The organism is Faecalibacterium hominis (ex Afrizal et al. 2022) (assembly GCF_049545105.1).
Lineage (GTDB): Bacteria > Bacillota > Clostridia > Oscillospirales > Ruminococcaceae > Faecalibacterium > Faecalibacterium duncaniae.
Genome location: NZ_CP186860.1, coordinates 735,224 through 755,241, shown reverse-complemented (window position 1 = coordinate 755,241; position 20,018 = coordinate 735,224). Strand labels below are relative to the sequence as shown.

19 protein-coding genes are annotated in these 20,018 nt (G+C 61.7%); 12 read left to right on the top strand and 7 right to left on the bottom strand.

Annotation, left to right across the window (positions count from 1 at the left end; translation table 11 throughout):
* Positions 1-6 precede the first annotated feature (6 nt).
* Complete coding sequence (locus ACKXGA_RS03705; protein WP_423730105.1) at positions 7-1,413, bottom strand: MATE family efflux transporter; 1,407 nt, start codon at positions 1,411-1,413, stop codon at positions 7-9.
* A gap of 227 nt (positions 1,414-1,640) precedes the next feature.
* On the opposite strand from ACKXGA_RS03705, the gene ACKXGA_RS03700 reads away from it, so the two are divergent.
* Complete coding sequence (locus ACKXGA_RS03700) at positions 1,641-2,585, top strand: phospho-N-acetylmuramoyl-pentapeptide-transferase (protein WP_005931988.1); 945 nt, start codon at positions 1,641-1,643, stop codon at positions 2,583-2,585.
* Between the two features lie 225 nt (positions 2,586-2,810).
* Positions 2,811-4,139, top strand: coding sequence for an MATE family efflux transporter (locus ACKXGA_RS03695; RefSeq protein ID WP_423730104.1), 1,329 nt, complete (start codon positions 2,811-2,813; stop codon positions 4,137-4,139).
* A gap of 50 nt (positions 4,140-4,189) precedes the next feature.
* On the opposite strand, the gene ACKXGA_RS03690 is transcribed toward ACKXGA_RS03695, so the two are convergent.
* Both ACKXGA_RS03690 and ACKXGA_RS03685 read right to left on the bottom strand, forming a co-directional pair.
* A complete protein-coding gene (locus ACKXGA_RS03690; protein WP_097773716.1) occupies positions 4,190-4,705 on the bottom strand; it encodes a cob(I)yrinic acid a,c-diamide adenosyltransferase in 516 nt (171 codons plus the stop codon).
* Positions 4,702-5,298, bottom strand: a complete 597-nt coding sequence (locus ACKXGA_RS03685) for a histidine phosphatase family protein (protein WP_035393775.1) — start codon at positions 5,296-5,298, stop codon at positions 4,702-4,704. The genes ACKXGA_RS03690 and ACKXGA_RS03685 overlap by 4 nt, the downstream gene beginning before the upstream one ends.
* A gap of 133 nt (positions 5,299-5,431) precedes the next feature.
* On the opposite strand from ACKXGA_RS03685, the gene ACKXGA_RS03680 reads away from it, so the two are divergent.
* Genes ACKXGA_RS03680 through ACKXGA_RS03670 form a run of 3 tightly spaced genes read left to right on the top strand, consistent with a single transcriptional unit; the run spans position 5,432 to position 7,475 of the window.
* Positions 5,432-6,019, top strand: coding sequence for a 5-formyltetrahydrofolate cyclo-ligase (locus tag ACKXGA_RS03680; protein ID WP_423730103.1), 588 nt, complete (start codon positions 5,432-5,434; stop codon positions 6,017-6,019).
* Positions 6,003-6,617 carry a cyclodeaminase/cyclohydrolase family protein gene (locus ACKXGA_RS03675; RefSeq protein ID WP_423730382.1) on the top strand — a complete coding sequence of 205 codons (615 nt, stop codon included), beginning with the start codon at positions 6,003-6,005 and terminating at the stop codon, positions 6,615-6,617. The genes ACKXGA_RS03680 and ACKXGA_RS03675 overlap by 17 nt, the downstream gene beginning before the upstream one ends.
* A 12-nt stretch (positions 6,618-6,629) precedes the next feature.
* A complete protein-coding gene (locus ACKXGA_RS03670; RefSeq protein WP_423730102.1) occupies positions 6,630-7,475 on the top strand; it encodes a bifunctional 5,10-methylenetetrahydrofolate dehydrogenase/5,10-methenyltetrahydrofolate cyclohydrolase in 846 nt (281 codons plus the stop codon).
* Between the two features lie 52 nt (positions 7,476-7,527).
* Here the strand turns inward: ACKXGA_RS03670 and ACKXGA_RS03665 are convergent, their stop codons facing one another.
* The 3 genes from ACKXGA_RS03665 to ACKXGA_RS03655 all read right to left on the bottom strand — a co-directional run bounded on the left by ACKXGA_RS03665 (position 7,528) and on the right by ACKXGA_RS03655 (position 11,148).
* On the bottom strand, positions 7,528-8,265 hold the full coding sequence (locus ACKXGA_RS03665) for a hypothetical protein (RefSeq protein WP_423730101.1): 738 nt from the start codon (positions 8,263-8,265) through the stop codon (positions 7,528-7,530).
* Between the two features lie 208 nt (positions 8,266-8,473).
* Positions 8,474-10,228 carry a hypothetical protein gene (locus ACKXGA_RS03660; protein WP_423730100.1) on the bottom strand — a complete coding sequence of 585 codons (1,755 nt, stop codon included), beginning with the start codon at positions 10,226-10,228 and terminating at the stop codon, positions 8,474-8,476.
* Positions 10,228-11,148 carry an AAA family ATPase gene (locus tag ACKXGA_RS03655; RefSeq protein WP_098925095.1) on the bottom strand — a complete coding sequence of 307 codons (921 nt, stop codon included), beginning with the start codon at positions 11,146-11,148 and terminating at the stop codon, positions 10,228-10,230. Before ACKXGA_RS03655 ends, ACKXGA_RS03660 begins: the two co-directional genes overlap by 1 nt.
* 466 nt (positions 11,149-11,614) lie before the next feature.
* On the opposite strand from ACKXGA_RS03655, the gene ACKXGA_RS03650 reads away from it, so the two are divergent.
* The 4 genes from ACKXGA_RS03650 (at position 11,615) to ACKXGA_RS03635 (ending at position 15,266) form a co-directional block, all read left to right on the top strand.
* A complete protein-coding gene (locus ACKXGA_RS03650) occupies positions 11,615-11,857 on the top strand; it encodes a hypothetical protein (protein ID WP_005931949.1) in 243 nt (80 codons plus the stop codon).
* A 227-nt stretch (positions 11,858-12,084) separates the two neighbouring features.
* The gene (locus ACKXGA_RS03645; protein ID WP_097773722.1) at positions 12,085-12,639 is read left to right on the top strand and encodes an ECF-type riboflavin transporter substrate-binding protein; all 555 of its coding nucleotides are present in this window, start codon (positions 12,085-12,087) and stop codon (positions 12,637-12,639) included.
* An 85-nt stretch (positions 12,640-12,724) separates the two neighbouring features.
* Positions 12,725-14,446, top strand: coding sequence for an ABC transporter ATP-binding protein (locus ACKXGA_RS03640; protein WP_423730099.1), 1,722 nt, complete (start codon positions 12,725-12,727; stop codon positions 14,444-14,446).
* Positions 14,436-15,266 (top strand): energy-coupling factor transporter transmembrane component T family protein, encoded by an 831-nt coding sequence (locus tag ACKXGA_RS03635; protein WP_423730098.1) that lies wholly within the window; start codon positions 14,436-14,438, stop codon positions 15,264-15,266. The genes ACKXGA_RS03640 and ACKXGA_RS03635 overlap by 11 nt, the downstream gene beginning before the upstream one ends.
* A 103-nt stretch (positions 15,267-15,369) precedes the next feature.
* Here ACKXGA_RS03635 and ACKXGA_RS03630 read toward each other — a convergent pair whose 3' ends face one another.
* Positions 15,370-17,322 carry a glycerophosphodiester phosphodiesterase family protein gene (locus ACKXGA_RS03630; RefSeq protein ID WP_423730097.1) on the bottom strand — a complete coding sequence of 651 codons (1,953 nt, stop codon included), beginning with the start codon at positions 17,320-17,322 and terminating at the stop codon, positions 15,370-15,372.
* Positions 17,323-17,503: 181 nt separating this feature from the next.
* Here ACKXGA_RS03630 and ACKXGA_RS03625 point away from each other — a divergent pair, with 181 nt between their 5' ends.
* The 3 genes from ACKXGA_RS03625 (at position 17,504) to ACKXGA_RS03615 (ending at position 20,010) form a co-directional block, all read left to right on the top strand.
* On the top strand, positions 17,504-18,241 hold the full coding sequence (locus ACKXGA_RS03625; RefSeq protein ID WP_423730096.1) for a formate dehydrogenase accessory sulfurtransferase FdhD: 738 nt from the start codon (positions 17,504-17,506) through the stop codon (positions 18,239-18,241).
* A gap of 190 nt (positions 18,242-18,431) precedes the next feature.
* The gene (locus ACKXGA_RS03620; RefSeq protein WP_423730095.1) at positions 18,432-19,343 is read left to right on the top strand and encodes an FMN-binding protein; all 912 of its coding nucleotides are present in this window, start codon (positions 18,432-18,434) and stop codon (positions 19,341-19,343) included.
* 22 nt (positions 19,344-19,365) lie between these two features.
* The gene (locus ACKXGA_RS03615) at positions 19,366-20,010 is read left to right on the top strand and encodes a ferredoxin-like protein (RefSeq protein ID WP_005931925.1); all 645 of its coding nucleotides are present in this window, start codon (positions 19,366-19,368) and stop codon (positions 20,008-20,010) included.
* Positions 20,011-20,018: the final 8 nt, after the last annotated feature.

Sequence of the window (20,018 nt, the reverse complement as noted above, 5' to 3'; positions counted from 1 at the left end):
TTTGATTTAAGACAGCGCGCCTTTCTCCAGCCACTTGCCCCGGGCAAGGCGGATAAGGAACAGCAGGCCCCGGATGCTCAGTTCGCAGCACATGGCACCCCAAACACCCATCAGGCCCAGCCGGGGAGCCAGCAGGAACGCCAGCGTCAGCCGGATGCACCACATGCTGAATATGTTCAGCACAAAACAGGAGGTGCTGTCGCCCGCACCCTGCATGGCACCGCTGGCCACGATGGAGGCACCGAACATGGGTTCGGCCCAGGCTTCGATGCGCAAAACCTGAGCACCCAGTGCGATGACAGCCGCATCGGTGGTGAAAAGGCTCATCAGGGTGGGGGCAAAGATCCACAGGCCAACGCCGGAAAGGGCCATGACCCCCATGCCAAGGCCGGTGCACAGCCAGGCAAACCGCTTGGCCATATCCTTCCGGTTGGCACCCACGGCCTGGCCGATGAGGGTGACAGCTGCGCTCTGGATGCCGTAGCCCGCCATGTAGCACAGGCCCTCGGCGTTAACAGCCAGGCTGTTGGCGGCAATGGCCACGGTACCCAGGCCGGCCACGATGCGCACTAACACCACCTGCGCCAGAGAGATGGCGGCGCGCTCTCCCGCCAGAGGTACGCCCACCCACAGCAGGTTCCGCAGGCAGGAGCGGGTGATCTTCCAGGGGGCAGGCTTCCGGATGCAGAGGGGGCCTGCCCGCAGCAGCAGGATGGCCAAAGCCAGCAGGCCGCCCACCACAGTGGCCAGGGCGGTGCCCAGGGCTGCGCCGGGCACACCCAGCCCGGCACCCCAGACGGTGATGCCCCACAGCGTCCGGGTGGGGTTGATGAGGAAGAAGTTGAAGATGGCATCCAGCACGCAGACCAGCACGCTGATGAGGCTGGCGGTCAGGGCGTAGCCTGCCGCCCGGAGGATGGAGGTGTACATGCCCATGGCCATGGTGAAGGGCAGCGCCGTTGACCAGATGGCAAAGTAGGCTGTGGCGTTTGCCCGCAGGGAGGGGTCAGCTCCCAGCCACCCCGGCAGAAAGGGGCTGATGCCCAGGCCGAAGAGAGCGGCTCCAACGCCCAGGATCACATTGAATAGCATGGCCTGCCGCAGTACGCTGCGGGCATCATCCTGCCGGTCGGCCCCCAGATACTGGGCGATCTGGATGGAGAGGGCAGTGTACAGGCCCACCAGAACACCGTGGAGCAGCCAGGTGCTGGAGCTGACGATGCCGATGGAAGCAGTAGCTTCTGCACCGATGTGGCCCACCATGGCAGCATCGATGTATCCCATGGCAGTGACCACCAGCTGCTCCAGAATGGAGGGGATGCTCAGCGCCAGAGCCACCTGGGCCGTCTGGCGGGAGGGGATGGTCTCACCCTGCCGCATCCGGGCCGAAAGCTGTTCAAGTGAAAGTTTCATGTCTTCTCCTTTTTCTCCGATTTTCCTGTGAGACAAAAAAATACCCTCGAAAGGGCGTTTGTCCATTCATTATAGACAGGGGGGCGAAAAATGTCAACCCATCAGCCCATGGGGGAGCCATTGCCCCGGAGATTGATTTTTTGGCCCGGGCGTGATACACTTCATTTGTATCCAGCCGTGAAAGAACAGGAACGGCCTCTGCCGCTCCGGGAAAGAGGAAAAAAACTATGCTTCAACTGCTTTCTGGCAACCCGCGCACCGTGGATGCGCTGGGCTTTCTGCTTGCATTTGCGCTGACCGCGCTGATGGACTCGGTGTTCCACGATAAGCTCCCCCACGACCATGGCCGCGCGTTTGCCGTGAACGGCGAACTCTCCAAGGGCAAGGCCCGGGGTTCCGGCCTCATTTTTGTACTCTGCATCGCACTGGTCACGCTGGCCGTGGTGCCTTTTAAGGCAGAGTACGTCATCTACACCGTCCTGCTCATTGCGTCCATGCTCTCCGGCTATTTTGACGATGCCGCCGAGACTGCCTGGAACGAGTACAAAAAGGGCCTGATCGATCTGGTCATTGCCGTTGTGGCGGGCGTGACCTACCTGAACTTCAACGGCACGGAGGTCAACTTCCTGAGCTGGAGCTTCAGCCTGCCCTATGCCGTCTACCTCATCCTGATCATCGTCCTGATCTGGGCCAGCATCAATGTGGTCAACTGCACCGATGGCGTGGACGGCCTTTCCGCCAGCCTTGCCGTGGTCAGCATCGGCACCTTCCTGCTGGCCTACTGGGAGGAGCTGGGCGATTACGCCACCGCAGGCATCGTGTTCATTGGTGCCCTGCTGGCCTACCTGTGGCAGAACGCCAAGCCTTCCACCCTGCTGATGGGTGACGCGGGCAGCCGCGCCATGGGCTTCTTCCTGGCCGTTCTGGCCCTCAAGAGCAGCCATCCCTTCGCCTTCCTGCTGGCCGCGCTGGTGTTCATCGTGGACGGCAGCCTGGGCATCCTGAAGATCAGCTTCAAGCGGTTTTTGCACATCTCCATCCTCAAGAACACCCTGACCCCGCTGCACGACCATGTGCGCAAGCGTCTGGGCTGGAGTGATGAGCAGGTCGTGGCCCGCTGGCTCATCCTGCAGGCTGTGGCATCCGCCTGGCTGCTGCTGTTGGTGCGGTAAAACACAAAAGGAAATGCAGCGCCCGCACAGGAAAGCTCCTGCGCGGGCGTTTTGCTGTTCTGGTCCGGGAGGAAGGTTCCAGCTTCCGGTACAGCGTTTCCAGACAGGCTGGGTCACGAATTTCCTGCATGAGTTCACCTCATTTCTTTTATTTCATTGTGCCATGTGTCACAAACAAATGCAAGCAAAACCTTTATAATAGGGACGAAAGTGGAGGAAAAACCAATGGATTCTATTTTTGATCTCGATCATCTGTACCGCACCTATTTCAAGATGGCGCTGCCCTCGGTGTTCGGCCTGATGGTGAGCGTGGTGTATAACCTTGCCGATACCTTTTTCATTGCGCAGTCCAACGATACGGCGCTGATTGCGGGTGTTTCGCTCTGCGCGCCGGTGTTCACAGCCCTCATGGCCTTCGGCAACATCTACGGCCAGGGCGGCAGCTCACTCATTTCCCGCCTGCTGGGACAGGACGACCGTGAGGGCACCGGCCGGGTCAGCTCGTTCTGCTTCTATGTGGCCCTGACCACGGGCGTGGTGTTGGCAGCCCTGATGATGCTGTTCCGCGCCCCGCTGCTGGGCATTCTGGGTGCGACTGCTGAGACGATGCCGCACGCACAGGCCTATTATACCGTGCTGGCCATTGGTGCCCCGGCCACGGTGCTGAACTTTATCCATTCCAACCTTGTCCGCTGTGAGGGCATGGCCACCCAGTCCATGATCGGCAGCATCGGCGGCACGGTCATCAACATCATCCTCGATCCCATCCTCATCACCACAGTGGGCTGGGGCGCAGGGGGTGCGGCCATTGCCACCATTGTGGGCTACCTGTGCAGCGACCTGTACTTCCTGTGGCTGCTCCACAAAAAGAGCCGCTGCCTGTCTGTCAAGCTGTCCCAGTGCCACGTCACGGGCAGGGAGCTGCAGCAGATTTTGGGCGTGGGTGTTACTGCCGCGCTGAGCAACCTGATGCAGAGCCTGACTGTCATTGTGATGAACCAGTTCCTCTTGCCCTACGGCAACGACAAAATTGCCGCCATGGGCATTGCCAGCAAGGTGAGCATGATCGCCCAGCTGGTGCTGGTGGGCTTCTCGTTCGGCGGTATCCCACTGTTCGGTTACCTGTACGGCGCAAAAAAGCGGGACGTGATGCGCAAGCTCATCCGTTTCTGTCTGACCTTCCTCGTCTCCATCGCCGTGGTGCTGTCCCTCATCCTCTGCCTGAATTCCGGTGCGCTGATGCGGCTCTTCGTGCAGGATGCCGGGATGATCGCCACTGGTGCGCAGATGCTCCGCTGGCAGGTCTACACCGCAGCCTTTGGCGGCGTGGTGCTCCTGCTCACGGTGCTGTTCCAGGCAACTGGTAAAATCATACCGTCCTTCCTGCTCTCCATCAGCCGTCAGGGCGTGGTGTTTCTGTTGGCACTGGTGGTCTGCGTACATCTGTTCCAGTATCAGGGCGTGCTGATGGCTCAGGCTGTGGCCGACATCCTGAGCGCTGCGCTGGCCCTTGGCCTGCTGGCGGCCAGCCGTGATATCATCGCAAAACAGTAAACACAAAAACGCCCGGAGGGCCGCTGAAAGCTGCGGTTCTCCGGGCATTTTTAGTATTCGATGCCTTTGCGCGCCTTGATGCCCTTCTGGTAGGGGTGGCGGCGGCATTTCATCTCGGTGGAGTAGTCGGCGGCATCCAGCATCCACTGTGGGGCCTTGTGGGCGGTCAGTACGCATTCCTGCGCGGCGGGACGCTCCAGAACGGCCCGCCGGAGCAGGTCTTTGTCCACCATGTCCAGCTCCCAGGCCGAACCGGCTTCATCTAAAATAAGCAGGTCGGCAGGCTCGGCCAGTGCGGCGGTCAGGTTTTCGTTCTGCACGGCCCGGGCAGCGGCCTTTTCCGCTTCGTTCATCTGGAACACGAACTTCTGCCCGCCCTTGCCCCGGAAAATTTTTGCCCCCAGCTGGGCCAGCAGAGGGATCTCGCCGCTCTGCCCGCCCTTGAGGAACTGCACGATGACCACCCGTTTGCCGCTGCCCAGTGCGCGGAGGGCAAGGCCCATGGCGGCGGTGGTCTTCCCCTTGCCGTCGCCCCAGTAGAGATGCAGCAGGCCCTGTTCCATCATCCGTTCTCCTTTGTGTACTGCACGGTCTCCACCAGGTGCAGGATATGCTGCTCCGGCCAGTCCCGGGCATCCAGCACATAGCCGCCCGCGTTGGGGCCGCACCAGTCGTGAAAGCTGCGGCGGGGCACGCCGAACCGCTCCAGTGCAGCCATCTGGGTGCCGCCATGGGCCACGATGACCAGCCGTTCCTGCCCTTCGGCAAGGGCCTTGTCAATGAGGTCGGCCAGCGTTTTGCACACCCTGTTGCAGAAATCGCTCCTGCGCTCCCCATCCGGGTGGGCGGCGTGCTCGTTTTCCTGCACCCATGCCAGATATTCCGGGTCCTGCTCCACCTGTACGAAGGTCTGGCCCTCGAACCGGCCGAAGTTCATCTCCTTCAGCCCGTCCACCGGAATGAGCTTTGCCCCGGGAAAGAACACCCGCGCCGTCTGGGCGGTGCGCTGCAGCGGGGTGACATAGACCACCTCCGGTGCAAAATCTGCCTGCCGCAGCTGGGCGATGCCCGCGGCGGAAAGGGGGATGTCCCGCTGGCCCTGATATCGTTTTTGCGCGTTGTACTCCGTCTGGCCGTGACGCAGCAGATAAATGAGCATAATCGTTCTCCTTTTTGGTTTGTTCTGCACCATTATAGCCTATTTTGCGGTTATTTTCCAGCCATGCTCTTGCAATTCTTCCGCATTTCAGATATATTGAGTGGGTATGAAATTTCAGGGGAGAGAAGTGTCAATGGAGATCCGGGACCGGAAAGCAGCGCAGCGTCGGGCGGGCATCATGGCCCGCAGGGGTCTGCCGCAGGCAGAGCGGGCGGCGGCCAATGCAGCCATCTGTGCCCGCCTTCTGGCCATGCCCTGCTTCCAGAAGGCAGAGAATCTGCTGCTCTACGCCGCTTTTGGCGGGGAGGTGGATCTTGCTGTGCTGGCAGAGCAGGCGGCCCGGCTGGGCAAAACGGTGGCCTATCCGGTCTGTGGGGAAAACTTTACCCTGACCGCTGCCGTACCGGGGCCGGACGGCTGGGAGGTGGGGGCTTACGACATCCGCACACCGGTTCTGGAACGGGCGGCGCTCATCCGGCCGGAGGCGCTTGATCTGGTGCTGGTGCCCTGCACTGCCTTTGATGCGGCCTGCCGCAGGGTGGGCATGGGCAAGGGCTACTATGACCGCTACCTGCCCAGGTGCCGGAACGCCGTGGCGCTGGGCGTGGCCTTTGAGGCCCAGCGGGTGCCGGAAGCGGCTGCAGAGGAACAGGACCGGCAGCTGGATGGATTTGTAACAGAGAGGAAAGTATATCGTGGAACTGATGAATTTGAGCTGTGAAGGTTTTCTGGAGGAGCTGGCCAGCAAGGCGGCGGCTCCGGGCGGCGGCGGCGCTTCGGCGCTGGTGGGCGCGGCCGGTGTGGCGCTGGGCAGCATGGTGGGCAGCCTGACCGTGGGCAAAAAGAAATATGCTGCCGTGGAAGCGGACATCATTGCCCTGAATGTCCGGGCCGAGGCCCTGCGCAAGCAGCTGGAAGCGCTGGTGCAGGCCGACGCGGAGGCCTTTCTGCCTGTGGCGGCGGCCTACAAGCTGCCGAAGGAGACCCCGGAACAGCAGGCCCACAAGGCCGCGGTGCTGGAAAAGGCACTGGACAGAGCCTGCGCCGTGCCGCTGGAGGTGATGACTGCCTGCGGTGAGGGCATCGCACTGGCCGCAGAGTACGCCGAAAAGGGCAGCGTGCTGGCCCGTTCCGATGCCGGATGCGCGGCGCTGTTCTGCAAGGCAGCCATGCAGGCGGCGGGGCTGAACGTGAAGGTTAACACCCGCCTGATGGCAGACAAGGCCCATGCGGATGCGCTGGAGACCAGAGCGGAACAGCTGCTGGCCGAGTTTGTGCCGCAGGCTGACAGGGTCTATCAGACTGTATCAAATGAGTGAGGGGAGAAGAAAATGGCTCAGATCTTGAAGGGTGCGCCCGTGGTGGCCGCCATGAACGAAGCAAACGCCGCGCGCTGTGCCGCGCTGAAGGAAAAGGGTATCGTGCCCACACTGGCTGTGGTACGGGTCGGCGCGCGGGAGGATGACATTTCTTATGAAAAAGGGATCGTCACCCGGTGCGGTAAGGTTGGCGTGGAGGTGCGGCAGTTCCATCTGGCGGAAGATGTTACGCAGGAGGAACTGCTGGATGTGATCCGGCAGATCAATGGGGATGCATCGGTTCACGGGTGCCTGATCTTCCGGCCCCTGCCAAAGCGGTTCGATGACCGCAGGGTCCAGGAGGCGCTTGCCCCGGAAAAGGATGTGGATGGCATCACGGACGGCTCGATGGCCGGTGTGTTTACCAACATGCCCATCGGTTATCCGCCCTGCACGGCGCAGGCCTGCCTTGAGATCCTGAAATACTACAACGTGCCGCTGTCCGGCAAACGGGCCGTGGTCGTGGGCCGCAGCCTGGTGGTGGGCAAGCCCGCTGCCATGATGCTGGACCGGGAGAACGCCACCGTGACCCTCTGCAATTCCCGCACCCAGGACCTGCCCGCCCTCTGCCGTCAGGCCGATGTGCTGGTGGTCGCCATGGGCAGGCGGGGTGCCATCGGGGCCGATTGCCTGCGGGAAGGTCAGGTCGTGGTGGATGTGGGCATCCACGTCAATGAAGAGGGCAAGCTCTGCGGCGATGTCCGCTTTGATGAGGCAGAACCCATCGTGGAGGCTGTCACCCCGGTGCCCGGCGGTGTGGGCACAGTGACCACCTCTGTGTTGGTGGGCCATGTGGTGGATGCCGCATCCGCACAGTAAAGCAAGAACAACAGGCGGTGCCGGAAGTTTCCGGCACCGCCTGTTGTTCTTATCATACGGTTGCAAGCACGGCAAGGATGCTCTGCCAGCGGGGGTTCTGCACCTGCTGCGCGGCACGGCGGGGCGCGGAAGGTGAAACCGTGCGGGCAGGACGCTGGACGCAGTCAGCCGGCTGCGCAAAGGGGGAGGCGAGTTCGGCCTGCCAGCGGGCGGCCAGTGCCATGGCTTCAGGGCTGGATTGCAGGGTGCGGCGCTCCGTTCCGGCCAGAAAATCGCCCAGCCAGCAGAGAATGGCCGCAATGGGCAGGCAGTCGGCGGCACGGGTGGACCAGTAGTTCCACTCGCCACCCCGGCCCACAAAGCTCTCCACGGTGATCATGGCACCTTCCCGGGCAGACTGAGGCAGGCAGGAGCGGGAGGTGCCTGCCGCGCGGCGCAGCTCCCGCAGAATGATCTCGGTACGTCCCGCATTCAGGGCATCGTCCCGGATGCAGGCGGAAAAGTCCGCGCTGTCCAGCAGGTTTTCGGCCCGGGTGGGAAATTGCCCTGTCATCTCGCCGGATGCGTTATGGCAGAGCTGCCAGCCCTTGCGGAACAGCTGGAAGTTCAGGTTGCGGCGGCCCATGGTGGAGTAAAACACCCGGGCGCGGCCATTGGGAGACTGCCGCAGCTCCAGATAGGCATCAGCGCCGCCCAGGTCCTGTACCTTGACGGTCAGGAGCAGGGAAGAATTGTTTTTTTGTGCGGACATGGCACGGTGCATCTCTTCAAAATAGCGGCTGGCATCCATAGCGGGTCTCCTCTCTGGTTTTGGATGATGTGTCGGAAACCATCCATCGGTTGTTCTCTGCCTGCATTATAGCATAGACGACAACAAAATACAACTATAAGTTTGACAAAAACCAAAATATTTTGGAAATTCGGGGATGCGGACAAACGGATTGGTTGTAAATGGAAAAGGCTTCTCCCGTCGGAGAAGCCTTTTGTGGTGGCAGGATTCAATCGCCCAGCTCCCGGATCTCATTCTGGATGAGCCGCCCAGCGGCGCGTGCCAGCTGATCCATGCCCCGGATGCGGGCGAGATTTTTGCCGTAGATGCGTTCTGCATCGTGGCTGGAGCTGTCCTCGCCCATGAACACGGCAGAGACACGCAGACCATTGCGCCGCAGGGTGCGCACCTCGGCGGCGGCATCGTCCACACCGTAGGAGCCGCCGTAATCACAACCCAGCGGTTGCTCCGGGCTGGGCGGTACGCGGCGGCTGTCGTTGGGGGAAGCATCTGTCAGCAGGATGAGCAGATGCCGGGGCGCGGGGCCGGGGTCAAAGCTGACCAGATCGCCTGCCGCCCGCAGGGCAAGGCCGTCGCGGTTCCAGCCCGATGCAAAATACTGGTCGATCCCCTGCAGGCTTTTGTCCGCAAAGCCCTTGAGCACCCGCAGAACCGTATAGCCCCGCAGGCTGCAGAAGCTGCTGACCCGCACCGGGATGCCGCAGGCGGCAAGGCTCTGGGCCAGGATCGTGCCCTGCGCCGCAATGACCTCCTGACAGTGGAGCCGGGAAGCCGAAGCGTCCAGTAGCAGGTCCACGGTGAAGGAGGGCTGATTCTCCTCCTCGGCACAGCGGAACACCCGGCTGTCGTTCAGAAGGGGAGCGCGCCAGACCCGCTCCGGGTCCAGAGCACCGCTGCGGGCGATCCGGGCATTGGGCTGCTGGTGGACCAGAATGCAGTTGCGGATCTGCTCGGTGAGCCGGAGCACCACGCTGCGGTGAAGCGCCCGGTTTTTGGCGTAGTAGGCGCGGTTGCGGTCGGCCTGCAGCTGAGCCTGTTCGGCCAGGTGCTTTGCCTCCGGTGTGGGAGCCTGTTCCGGGCTGGGCACGCCGGAGGCAAACCAGAGGCGGCACCCGAGGTGCGCCCCGGTGCAGAGCGCCTGCTCGGCCTTGCGCAGGCGCTCGGGCGGGTAGAGGGAACGGCCAAAGCAGCTTTCAATGTAGGCGCGGTCCTCGGCGGCATTCTGCCGCAGGGTGATGTGGGCCAGCCGCTTGTCTGCCGTGGGGCCGGAGCCGCCCGCTTCCACAGAACCGGAGTGCTCCACGGTCAGCCGGTCAGTCTTGATCATCTGGGTGGGCAGCGTTTTGGTGGCAAGAGAGGCCAGCAGCCCCTCCAGATGCAGATGAAGCCCCACTTTGTGCCGGATCCTGCCGTCAAACAGGGCAAACCTTGCAAACAGGCCCAGCAGCTCACCCTTGAGCTGGCCGGGCTGGGGCGGTTGGGAGGGAGAAAGTGCCTCTGCCAGCCGGCTCTCGTAGGGGGTCATCACAGGCGGATGCCTGCCCTGTACGGTGCGCCAGCGGTCGGCCTGCATGGTGTAGACCAGCTGATTTTTTGCCATCCACTCCTGCCGCGAAAGCTTGTACTGGATGCCGAAGAAATAGTCCGCGTGGGCCCGGCGCAGCTCGGAAAGGACCGGGCGGCGGGGCAGTTCCAGCAGATAGACCGCACTTTCGAGGTAGAGCCATGTCAGATCGTCCAGCTGGCTCTCCCGGAGATCGCCGTCCCATGTGGCAAAAAGGTCGCGGAGCAGGTCGTCGCCATAGTATTTGTGCACCAGCCCCACGACACAGTTCATATAAAAATCGATCGTGCCGTCGGTGTTGCGGGCCAGGAAAAGCGGCTCAAAGCCGTAGGCTCCCGCCGCCGCCCACACCTGATTGGCGGCCCGCCGCTCCTCGGCGGTATAACTCCGGGCATCCATCAGCGGAACAGCTTTTCAGCCGTCAGGCTGGCCGGGATGCGGGCGGCGATCACGTCCCGGATCAACCCCTGCTCGTAGGAATCAAAGGCCTTGTTGGTAATGCCCATGTCCAGCGCAGGCCCCGCAGCAACGCCCCGGCGCATCAGGCGCAGAGCGTCCAGCATTCCGCGCAGATCCAGCGCTTTGGTGGAAATCTCGGCGCTGTCGCATTTCTTTTGCAGGTCGAGGAAGAGCAGAGCAAACTGGTGCACATATTTGTCCGTCAGGTCGGCAAACTGGGCCCGCAGCAGCTTTTCAAGGTTTTCCTCCGTGATGGTGGGCATCTGGATGACTGCAAAGCGGGAGGTCAGGGCCTCGTTCAGCTCCCGGGTGCCCGCGTAGCCATAGTTCATGGTGGCGATGAAGCGGGTCTCTTCGGCCAGCGGGATGCGCTCGTAGCCGGGCACATCAATGGCGCGGCGGAAGTCCAGCACGGCATGGAGGACGGCCAGGGCCTCGTTTTTGGCCATGTTGATCTCGTCCAGCACGCCGAAGCCGCCGCACTGGGCACAGCGGTAGACCGGCCCGGGCCGGAAGGTGACCGCCCCATCCACAAAGGTGTCCATGCCGATGAGGGAGGCTGCATCCATGTTCACATGGAACGAGATGTCCCATGCGGGGCGGCCAAAGGCGGCGGCCAGATTTTCAGCCAGCACATTTTTGCCGGTGGCCTTGCCGCCGGCCAGCAGCAGGTTTTCGCCGCAGAGCAGGGCCGCCAGTGCCTGCTCCCAGACCTCCCGGCCATAATAGGTAAAGCCGGAAACGGGGATACGGGGGCGCAGGGCCTCGGGCAGAGCGTGGGCGGCGCGGTATTCTTCCACAGCGCGCAGCAGGTCGGGGCTGATGCCCTCCTGCCGTAATGTTTCCATCAGATCAGACATCCAAGACATCTCCTTGCGGTTGGCTTTGCCAAACCGATTTTTCAGCCTTATCATAGCACAACCGCTCCGGTTTGTGTAGGGGGCGCGGGGGCATTTTTTGCCAAATTTTTGCCCGGGAAATGCCGCAGGGCGGAACGGATCTGTGTGCTGCCGTGCGGACGAAGGCGTTTTTCGTGCCCGGGGATCGTGCGGTAGCGGATATTTTGTGGAAAGCTGTCGAAATGGCAGGTGGTCCGCGTTGTGGGTATCCACTTTTGGCTCAGAATGGTAAAAATTCCGGAAATTCGATTGACAAATCCGAATATTTATCGTATAACCTATATATGGGAACAATTCCGGAGGGAATGCGGAACTCGTGCCCCTGCCCGTTCCTGTCGGAGGAACCACGGTCTGGTTCTGGTGCCGGTGCACTTGGCTTGGTGCAGACGGTAAGTATAGATTGATTTGAAAGAGAGGAATCCCCGATATGATGAACAATGAGATCAAAATGCCCGCTAACTTTGCTGCGATCGATGAGAACGAAATGGTGTACCTGCAGGGTGGCGCAACCACCGAGGCTACCGCTTGGGACGTGTTCCTGAATGTTGGCAAGCTGTTCAACTACATCGCCCGCGTGTTCTCCGCAGGCAGCTCCATCGTCAACAACATCAATGTTATCGTGACCACCTTCCAGACCCTGAGCACCTTCAGCCTGACCGCTAAGAACTAAGGTTTGGGCCAAAACCGAATCAGCATTCACAGGGCATCCGCTCCGGTAGGCGCGGGTGCTCTTTTTTGCTGCACAGGGCGGGAAGGCATTCGCCCCCAAATGCAGGAAAGCAGCCTTTTTTCTGCAAAGCGGGCGGATTGTCCATTGACAAGGCTCAAGAGGGTGTCGTATACTAACGATGCCTTGCAAGAAACCCCGCATCCGCGGAATAAAAGAGGAGAGAGAATATGAAAAATAACAACAGCAGCATCAAGCCCGTTGTCGCTGTCGGTATCGGCGCGGCATTGTTCTTTGTTCTGGGACGTTTTGTGGCCATTCCCAGCCCGGTGCCCAACACCAACATCAGCCTGCAGTACGCTGTTCTGGCCCTGCTGGCTGCCATGTACGGCCCCGTGGTCGGCGGCCTGATCGGCTTCATCGGCCACACCCTCATCGACCTGTCCTGGGGCGGCAGCCCCTGGTGGAGCTGGGTCATCGCCTCCGCCTTTGTGGGCGTTGTGGTGGGCCTGTTCTCCAAGAAGCTGAACCTGCAGGAAGGCGAGTTCAGCAAGAAGCAGGTGGCTTTCTTTGCGCTGGCCAATATCGTGGCCCATCTGCTGGCCTGGATCCTGGTGGCCCCCGTGCTGGATATTGCCATCTACGCCGAGCCCGTCAAGAAGGTGTTTGCACAGGGTGCATTTGCCGCCGTGTCCAACAGTATCACCGCTGTGGTGGTGGGCGGCCTGCTGGTGCTGGCTTACACCAGAACCATCGCCAAGAAGGGCTCTCTGGATCAGGAGTGATCCCCGCATGAAACCCGGCCTTTCCATCTGCGCCGTCCGGCCCGTTGGAAAGGCTTTTTTGATGAACAGCTGAGGTACCATACCCATGGCAGAACGTAAACCCATCATCTCATTCCGCAACTTTTCCTTCCAGTACCGCGCCCAGAAGCGCCCCACCCTGACCGATATCAATCTGGAGATCTACCCGGGGGAGCGGGTGCTCATTGCGGGCCCCTCCGGCAGCGGCAAGAGTACGCTGGCGGGGTGCATCAACGGGCTGAACCCGTTTTCCAACCCCGGCGCGTGCACCGGCACCCTGACCGTAGACGGTGTGGATGCGCCCCACAGCAGCCTCTTTGAGCTTTCGGCCCATGTGGGCACGGTGCTGCAGGACCCGGATGGCCAGTTCATCGGGCTGACCGTGGGCGAGGACATTGCCTTTGCACTGGAAAACAGCTGCACCCCGCAGGATGAGATGCACGCCATCACCCGCCATGCCGCCGAGCTGGTGGGCATCGAGAACCATCTCGGCTATGCACCGCACGAGCTTTCGGGCGGGCAGAAGCAGCGGGTGAGCCTGGCGGGCGTGATGGTGGATCAGGTCAAGATCCTGCTCTTCGATGAGCCGCTGGCCAACCTCGACCCCGCCACCGGCAAGCAGGCCATTGAGCTGATCGACGAGATCCAGAAAAAGACGGATACCACGGTGCTCATCATCGAGCATCGGCTGGAGGATGTGCTCTGGCGGAACGTGGACCGCATCGTGCTGGTGAACGACGGCACCATTCTGGCAGACCTGCGCCCGGACGAGCTGCTCTCGGGCAGCCTGCTGGCGGAAAACGGCATCCGGGAGCCGCTGTATGTCACGGCTCTGCGCTATGCCGGGGTGGATATCACTCCGGACAAGCACCCCGCCCATGTGGACAGCCTTGTGCTGGACGATACCGACACCCAGAAGCTCCGGGACTGGTTCACGGCCCGGCCCCGGCCCGCCGCGCAGCCGGAACGGGAGCCGCTGCTGGAGGTAAAGGGCCTGAGCTTTGGTTATCAGAAGGGCCAGCAGACCCTGCGGGATGTCAGCTTCTCGATCGGCAAGGGGGAGATGGTGAGCATCGTGGGCCGGAACGGCGCAGGCAAATCCACCCTCTCCAAGCTCATCTGCGGCTTCGAGACCCCGGATGCGGGCGAGATCTTCCTGAACGGCAAGCCGCTGGCTGAGGAGAACATCCGCCGCCGCGCCCAGCACATCGGCTATGTGATGCAGAACCCCAACCAGATGATCTCCAAGACCATGATCTACGATGAGGTGGCTCTGGGTCTGCAGCGCTCCGGCCTGACCGAGGAGCAGATCCGGGAAAAGGTGGAGGCGACCCTCAGGGTCTGCGGCCTGTATCCCTTCCGGAACTGGCCAATCTCGGCACTGAGCTTCGGCCAGAAAAAGCGGGTGACCATTGCCAGCGTGCTGGTGCTTGACCCGGAGCTCATCCTTCTGGATGAGCCCACCGCCGGGCAGGATTTCCGGCACTATACCGACATTATGGAGTTCCTGCGGGGCCTGAATGCCCGGGGTGTGACGGTGGTGATGATCACCCACGACATGCACCTGATGCTGGAATACACCCGCCGCGCGCTGGTGTTCTGTGACGGACGGCTCATTGCCGACCGCACCGCGGCCGCCGTTCTGTGTGACCCCGCGCTGGTGGAACAGGCGGCCCTGAAGGAGACCAGCCTGTACACGCTGGCCAACCGCTGCGGCATTGCGCCCGCACAGGAATTTGTAGAACGCTTTATTGAGCAGGACCGGGAGGTGAGAGAGGGTGGCCGCTAAGACTGTTTTGAATTATCTCCCCCGGGAGAGCATCATCCACAAGATGACCGGCACCACCAAGCTGGCGTTCTTCCTGCTGTTTACTTTTGCCAGCATGATCACCTACAACACCTGGGTGCTGCTGGGCCTGTTGGTGGTCAGCCTGCTGGCCTTCAGGCTGAGCCGGATCAAATTCCGGGAAGTCCGGTTTATGATGACCTTCATGCTGGTGTTCCTGCTGCTGAACAATCTGTTCATCTTCCTGTTCGATCCCAATCAGGGTACCACCCTGTACGGCACCCGCACGGTGCTCTGCCACCTGTTCTGGCGGTATGACCTGACAGCGGAACAGCTGTTCTATATGATCAACATCAGCCTGAAATATTTTGTGGCCCTGCCGGTGGCCATCCTCTTCATCTCTGCCACCGACCCCAGCGAGTTTGCTGCCAGCCTGAACAGCATCGGCATCTCGTATAAGGTCGGATATTCGGTGGCCATTGCCCTGCGCTACATCCCCGATATCCAGCGCGACTACCACAGCATCAGCCAGGCCCAGCAGGCCCGCGGCGTGGAGCTAGGCAAAAAGGAACCTTTCTTCAAGCGGATGAAGAACTCTGTCAACATCCTGCTCCCGCTCATCCTGACCAGTCTGAACCGCATCGACACCATCTCCAACGCGATGGAGCTGCGCGGCTTCGGCAAGAACAGCAAGCGCACCTGGTATACCCAGCGCCCCTTTGCCCGGCGGGACTTCATTGCCCTGGGCGTGGGTGCGGCCCTGCTGCTCATCAGCCTGACCGTGACCATCCGCTTTGGAAGGTTCTATAACCCATTCCTCTAAACAAAAAGGCATCCCCGCACTTCCTGTTTCGGCAGGCCGTGCGGGGATGTTTTGCTTTTACAGACCGTTGGTTCAATGATGCCGCAAGAAAGAGGGGGCTGTGTTACGCCGCGTCCACGAACTCCTCCGGGTCTTCCACGGCATCGGTGATGGTCTCCTCCGCGTCATCGGAGGAGTCGGCAGGCTGCTCCGGGTGGAGCAGGGCGTTGAGCAGGTCACGGAAGTCGATCAGGCTGTCGTCCACCTGCTGATTCCGGGCCAGCAGGTCCTGCACCATGTCGGGCTTGTCGGTGATGAGGTCATCCACGCCCAGCTCCAGCATGTGGGTGGCGACCTTTTCGCGGTCGATGGTCCAGGCAGAGACGGTCTTGCCCCGCAGATGGACGGCGTTGACCATGCCGGAGGTGATAAAGGTGGTCTCCACGCTGAAAAAGTCGGCATCGGGCAGGTCGTAGTAGTTGCCTACGCCCAGAGCCAGAATGTAGCCGGTGGGGTACTCAGGGGCCAGCTCCTTGACCTTGTGCAGGGTCTCGTAGCTCTGGGAAGTGATGACGCAGTTGGAGCTGTCGAAGCCGTATTCCCGCAGCAGGCGTACGGTCTCAGCCTCCAGAGCAGGGGTGGCGGCGCTGGGCTTGATCTCCACGTTCAGGCCGATGCGGCCCCGGCAGAGCTGCAGCACCTGTTCCAGGGTGGGAATCCGGGTGTCGGCAAAGCGGCTGCTGAACCAGCGGCCCGCGTCCAGCTGTGCCACCTCGGCGTAGGTCAGATCATAGACTTTTGCGTTTTTGCCGGTACAGCGTTTCAGGTTTGAATCGTGGGTCACCACGACCACGCCGTCGCTGGTCATCTGCACATCCAGCTCGATGCGGTCACCGCCCTTGAGAATGGCCGACCGGAAGGCGGGAAGGGTGTTTTCCGGGGCCACGGTGCAGTCGCCCCGGTGGAAGGTGACCAGCGGGGTCACGCCGCCCACGGCGGTGAGCAGGGCATCGTCCTGAGGCAGAGCGTAGAGGTAGACTGCCATCAGCCCGGTGACCAGCGTGACCCCGGCCACCGCAGCGGTGAGCAGGGGCCAGCCGCCAAAGCGGTGCGGTTTGCCCTCCGGCAGCTCTTCCGGCGGGCAGTCACGGCAGCGATCGTAGAGGAATGCGATGATGGTGCACTGGGCCGTGGTGACCTTGCAGTCCAGCAAAAAGCCGAAGAAGGGGATCTCCAACAGATACAGCGCACGGGCGAGCAGCAGCATGGCGCGGGTGCTCCGCAGGCCGATCAGCGCTGCCACGCTGTAAACCAGCAGGGAGGCTCCGAAAAAGACCAGAACAGACCGGACCAGCGCACTGAGGTTCCACCGCAGCAGCACACCGGCCAGCCGGGGCAGCTGTGCCCTGACATGGGAAACGCTCTCCTGAACGGCTTCCCACAGGCTTTTGCGTTCCAGCGTAAAGAGGGGGAGCACCAGGACCCAGAACAGGGTGAACAGGAACGCCGCGCCCAGAATGAGAAGAAAAAGCACCAGATAGAGCGGCTTTGCCCGGACAAGCCCAAGGATGTACTCCGGCACGGCCAGCTGAGAGATATAGTTGTAGGTCACGAATACATCTGTAAAGGGGATGAGCAGGGCGCAGTAAAGCAGGATGGGCCAGTTCTTGGGGAGCAGGACGTGGCGGATATCCCCCAGCGACCGGACGAACAGGGAAACAGGACGCAGTGTTTCACCCCGGCGGGCCAGCGCAAACCCGTGCAGGAGGATGGAAAAGCCGTACAGGTTCCAGAACGCCGCCAGAAGGACGATGAACGCGATCCCGCCTAAAATGGTCGGTGAAGTAAAGATCTGATGCGCATTGTTGTTGGTCAGATAGTTCACCGGCGAACAGCGCAGTGTCAGCGACCAGATGCCATTCATGGCGGGCAGAAACAAAAGATAGGTCAGGGCTTTGTACACCAGCACGGCTGTCAGAACGGCAGCGGAGGCCCGGTGCAGCAGGGTCAGGGCATGGTTCCGGTTGTCCTTGTAGGCCCGGTGTGCCCGCGTGAGGGAGCGGAAGAGATGCTTCAATTTGGATTCCACCTCGGTACTGGGATATGGTTCTGTCATTTTACAGTAGTATATCACAAAGCCGGGAAAAATGGAAACGACACGGATCGACAGTTTGTTCCAGAGGGCACAGGCGCTTTTCAGCGGAGCAAAAGCGTGTTACAATAGGAGCAGAGTAAAACAGACAGGGGAGGAACACCCAATGCAGATCATGGATCAATTCGGTGCAGCACCGGGGGCAGAGAGCGTCCGGATGCCCGATGGCACCGAGCGGACACTGGCGGCAGAGCACGCTGCGGCCATTCTGGTCAACGAACAGCCAGCCTTCCGGGTGGTCTGCACGCCGGAGCTGCTGCCGCAGCTGGCGCTGGGCCGCCTGCTGACCGAGGGCTGGATCACCGCCGCTGACGAGGTGGAGCGGGTGGCCGTCTGCGCGCAGGGGCTCAAGATAAGCGTTCAGCTGCGCCACCCGCTGGCGGCAGCGGAACAGGCCGGGCAGGAGGTGCCCAGCTGCTGCACTGATAACCTGACGCTGGCCAGCCCGGTGCGGCTGCCGCCGCTGGTCCCGGTGCCCCAGCGGAAGATCCCCGCCGCATGGGTGGATGCGCTGGCCGATGCCATGGGGCAGGGCCTTCCGCTCTACCGTGCCACCCATGCCGTGCACAGCTGTCTGCTGCTGCGTGCAGGCAAGATCTTGTACCGCTGCGAGGATCTGGGCCGCCACAACGCGCTGGACAAGGCCGTGGGCTGCGCCCTGACAGAGGGTGTGCCGCTGGCGGAGTGTGTGCTCTTTACCAGCGGCCGGGTGCCGGTGGATATGGTGCGCAAGGCCATCCGGGCCGGTGTACCCGCGCTGGTGAGCAAGAGTATGCCCACGGTACAGTCGCTGGAGCTGGCAGAGGAATATGGATTGAAACTGTTTATCCGGCAAAAGAAATGATTTCACCAAGAGGCAAGAGCTTTTGAGAGAAATTGTAGGGCTTTATTTGTGCGTATACGTTGACTAACCGGTGGAAAAGATGTTATTCTTATAACGAAGAAACCGTTCCGCACTGTTGCAGCAGGTGGAACGGCTGTTTTCGTGCCCGGGAGTTCCGGGCACAGCTGAATCAAACAGGCAGGTGATACAATTGAAGCAGGCAAATCATGCGCCGCAGTCCTTGTGGCGCAGGCGGCTGCCCGGCTATGCGGCCATGGGTGCGGCAACGCTTGCCATGGCGCTTGGCCTTGGCGGGCTGATGCACAGCCGCACCACGGTGGCCGGAACGGCCCTGCCGCTGGCAGATGCCGACGCTGCCACCTATGGTGTGAGCGCGGTGTACCAGCTGGATGACACCACGTATTATGTGGTGGGCAGCAAGCAGGGCTTCCAGAGCGAGGTGCAGGCCGGTGTGACGCTGGACCGCGACGGCAATGTGCTGGATGTGAAGATCCTGGCACAGGCCGAGACCGACAGCCTGGGTGCTCAGTGTGTGAACCCGGAGTTCACGGCCCAGTACCAGGGCGCAGCTCCCTTCACGCTGGCAGGCAAGCGCTACACTGTGACCGACCCGGCCACCGGCACGGCTTTTGCTGCCGCAGGCAGCGCCGAGACCGACGCTGCCCCCGCTGAGGCCTTCGACCCCGCCGCATGGCGTGCGGGCGATACCTCCCCGGAGGCCGAGGCTACCCGGAAGATGTATGAAGCCGGGCTGACCCTCTCGGCTCTGAACGGCCAGCCGATGGACGACGCGCTCATCCCCCCGATGGACAACAGTGCTGAGGCTGTGGCACGGCGCAAGCTGTACGCGGCGTGTCTGAGCAAGAGCGCGCAGGACGGCGAGAAACAGGCAGTGCCTTATGCAGACTGGTCCGCTGAAAAGCAGGCCGAGTACAAGCTGCAGGCCGCTGATCTGACCACCCAGGGCAGTGCGGCCGACACGGTCAGCGCTGACATGACCCAGGTGGATGCGCTTTCCGGTGCGACCATTACGTCTACGGCGGTCACGGACATCGTCAACAATTCTTATTTCTATGTAACCGAGGTGCTCTGCGCAGAGTGACCTCACGGAGGAATGGAAACCTATGGCAAAAACTGATTTCCTGACGGCTGACATGACCCGCCGTCAATTTATGAAGATCTCGGGCAAGAGCCTTGCAGGACTCACCCTTTCCGCATCTATGCTGTCCCTCTTCGGCTGCTCTCAGAAGCAGGTGGACGCCGGTGCTGTGGCGACCTGGGCACTGCCCCAGGGTCTGCTGGTGGTCAATGCTGATCTGTGCACCGGCTGCCAGCGGTGCGAGATCAACTGCACCCTGACCAACGATGGCGTGTGCTCTTCCTACATCAGCCGCGTCAAGATCCAGCGCCGCCTGAATCTGGACGGCGACGGCAACGGTCTGCTGTCCGGCACCGACAACTGCTTTGTCTACTTCCCGGATACCTGCCGCCAGTGTGAGGATCCCGCCTGCGGCAATGCATGCCCCCAGAAGGCCATTGTCACCAATGAGCAGGGCATCCGCGTGGTCGATACCGACAAGTGCATCGGCTGCGGTGCCTGCGTGGAGGCCTGCCCCTGGCACATGCCCACCGTCAACCCCGAGACCGGCAAGTCCTCCAAGTGCATCGCCTGCGGTGCCTGCGTGGCGGGCTGCCCGTCCGGCGCTCTGTCCATCGTGGACTGGGATGCCGTTACCAGCGCAGCACAGGCTGCTTACAAGGATCTGTAAGGAGGAAC

What these genes read in the sequence shown, in the direction of transcription:
- ACKXGA_RS03655 (WP_098925095.1), bottom strand. Translation starts at nt 11,148, where the DNA reads ATGTCTGATCTGATGGAAACATTACGGCAGGAGGGCATCAGCCCCGAC.
- ACKXGA_RS03650 (WP_005931949.1), top strand. Translation starts at nt 11,615, where the DNA reads ATGATGAACAATGAGATCAAAATGCCCGCTAACTTTGCTGCGATCGAT.
- ACKXGA_RS03705 (WP_423730105.1), bottom strand. Translation starts at nt 1,413, where the DNA reads ATGAAACTTTCACTTGAACAGCTTTCGGCCCGGATGCGGCAGGGTGAG.
- ACKXGA_RS03645 (WP_097773722.1), top strand. Translation starts at nt 12,085, where the DNA reads ATGAAAAATAACAACAGCAGCATCAAGCCCGTTGTCGCTGTCGGTATC.
- ACKXGA_RS03670 (WP_423730102.1), top strand. Translation starts at nt 6,630, where the DNA reads ATGGCTCAGATCTTGAAGGGTGCGCCCGTGGTGGCCGCCATGAACGAA.
- ACKXGA_RS03665 (WP_423730101.1), bottom strand. Translation starts at nt 8,265, where the DNA reads ATGGATGCCAGCCGCTATTTTGAAGAGATGCACCGTGCCATGTCCGCA.
- ACKXGA_RS03695 (WP_423730104.1), top strand. Translation starts at nt 2,811, where the DNA reads ATGGATTCTATTTTTGATCTCGATCATCTGTACCGCACCTATTTCAAG.
- ACKXGA_RS03640 (WP_423730099.1), top strand. Translation starts at nt 12,725, where the DNA reads ATGGCAGAACGTAAACCCATCATCTCATTCCGCAACTTTTCCTTCCAG.
- ACKXGA_RS03680 (WP_423730103.1), top strand. Translation starts at nt 5,432, where the DNA reads ATGGAGATCCGGGACCGGAAAGCAGCGCAGCGTCGGGCGGGCATCATG.
- ACKXGA_RS03690 (WP_097773716.1), bottom strand. Translation starts at nt 4,705, where the DNA reads ATGATGGAACAGGGCCTGCTGCATCTCTACTGGGGCGACGGCAAGGGG.
- ACKXGA_RS03625 (WP_423730096.1), top strand. Translation starts at nt 17,504, where the DNA reads ATGCAGATCATGGATCAATTCGGTGCAGCACCGGGGGCAGAGAGCGTC.
- ACKXGA_RS03615 (WP_005931925.1), top strand. Translation starts at nt 19,366, where the DNA reads ATGGCAAAAACTGATTTCCTGACGGCTGACATGACCCGCCGTCAATTT.
- ACKXGA_RS03685 (WP_035393775.1), bottom strand. Translation starts at nt 5,298, where the DNA reads ATGCTCATTTATCTGCTGCGTCACGGCCAGACGGAGTACAACGCGCAA.
- ACKXGA_RS03700 (WP_005931988.1), top strand. Translation starts at nt 1,641, where the DNA reads ATGCTTCAACTGCTTTCTGGCAACCCGCGCACCGTGGATGCGCTGGGC.
- ACKXGA_RS03675 (WP_423730382.1), top strand. Translation starts at nt 6,003, where the DNA reads ATGAATTTGAGCTGTGAAGGTTTTCTGGAGGAGCTGGCCAGCAAGGCG.
- ACKXGA_RS03660 (WP_423730100.1), bottom strand. Translation starts at nt 10,228, where the DNA reads ATGGATGCCCGGAGTTATACCGCCGAGGAGCGGCGGGCCGCCAATCAG.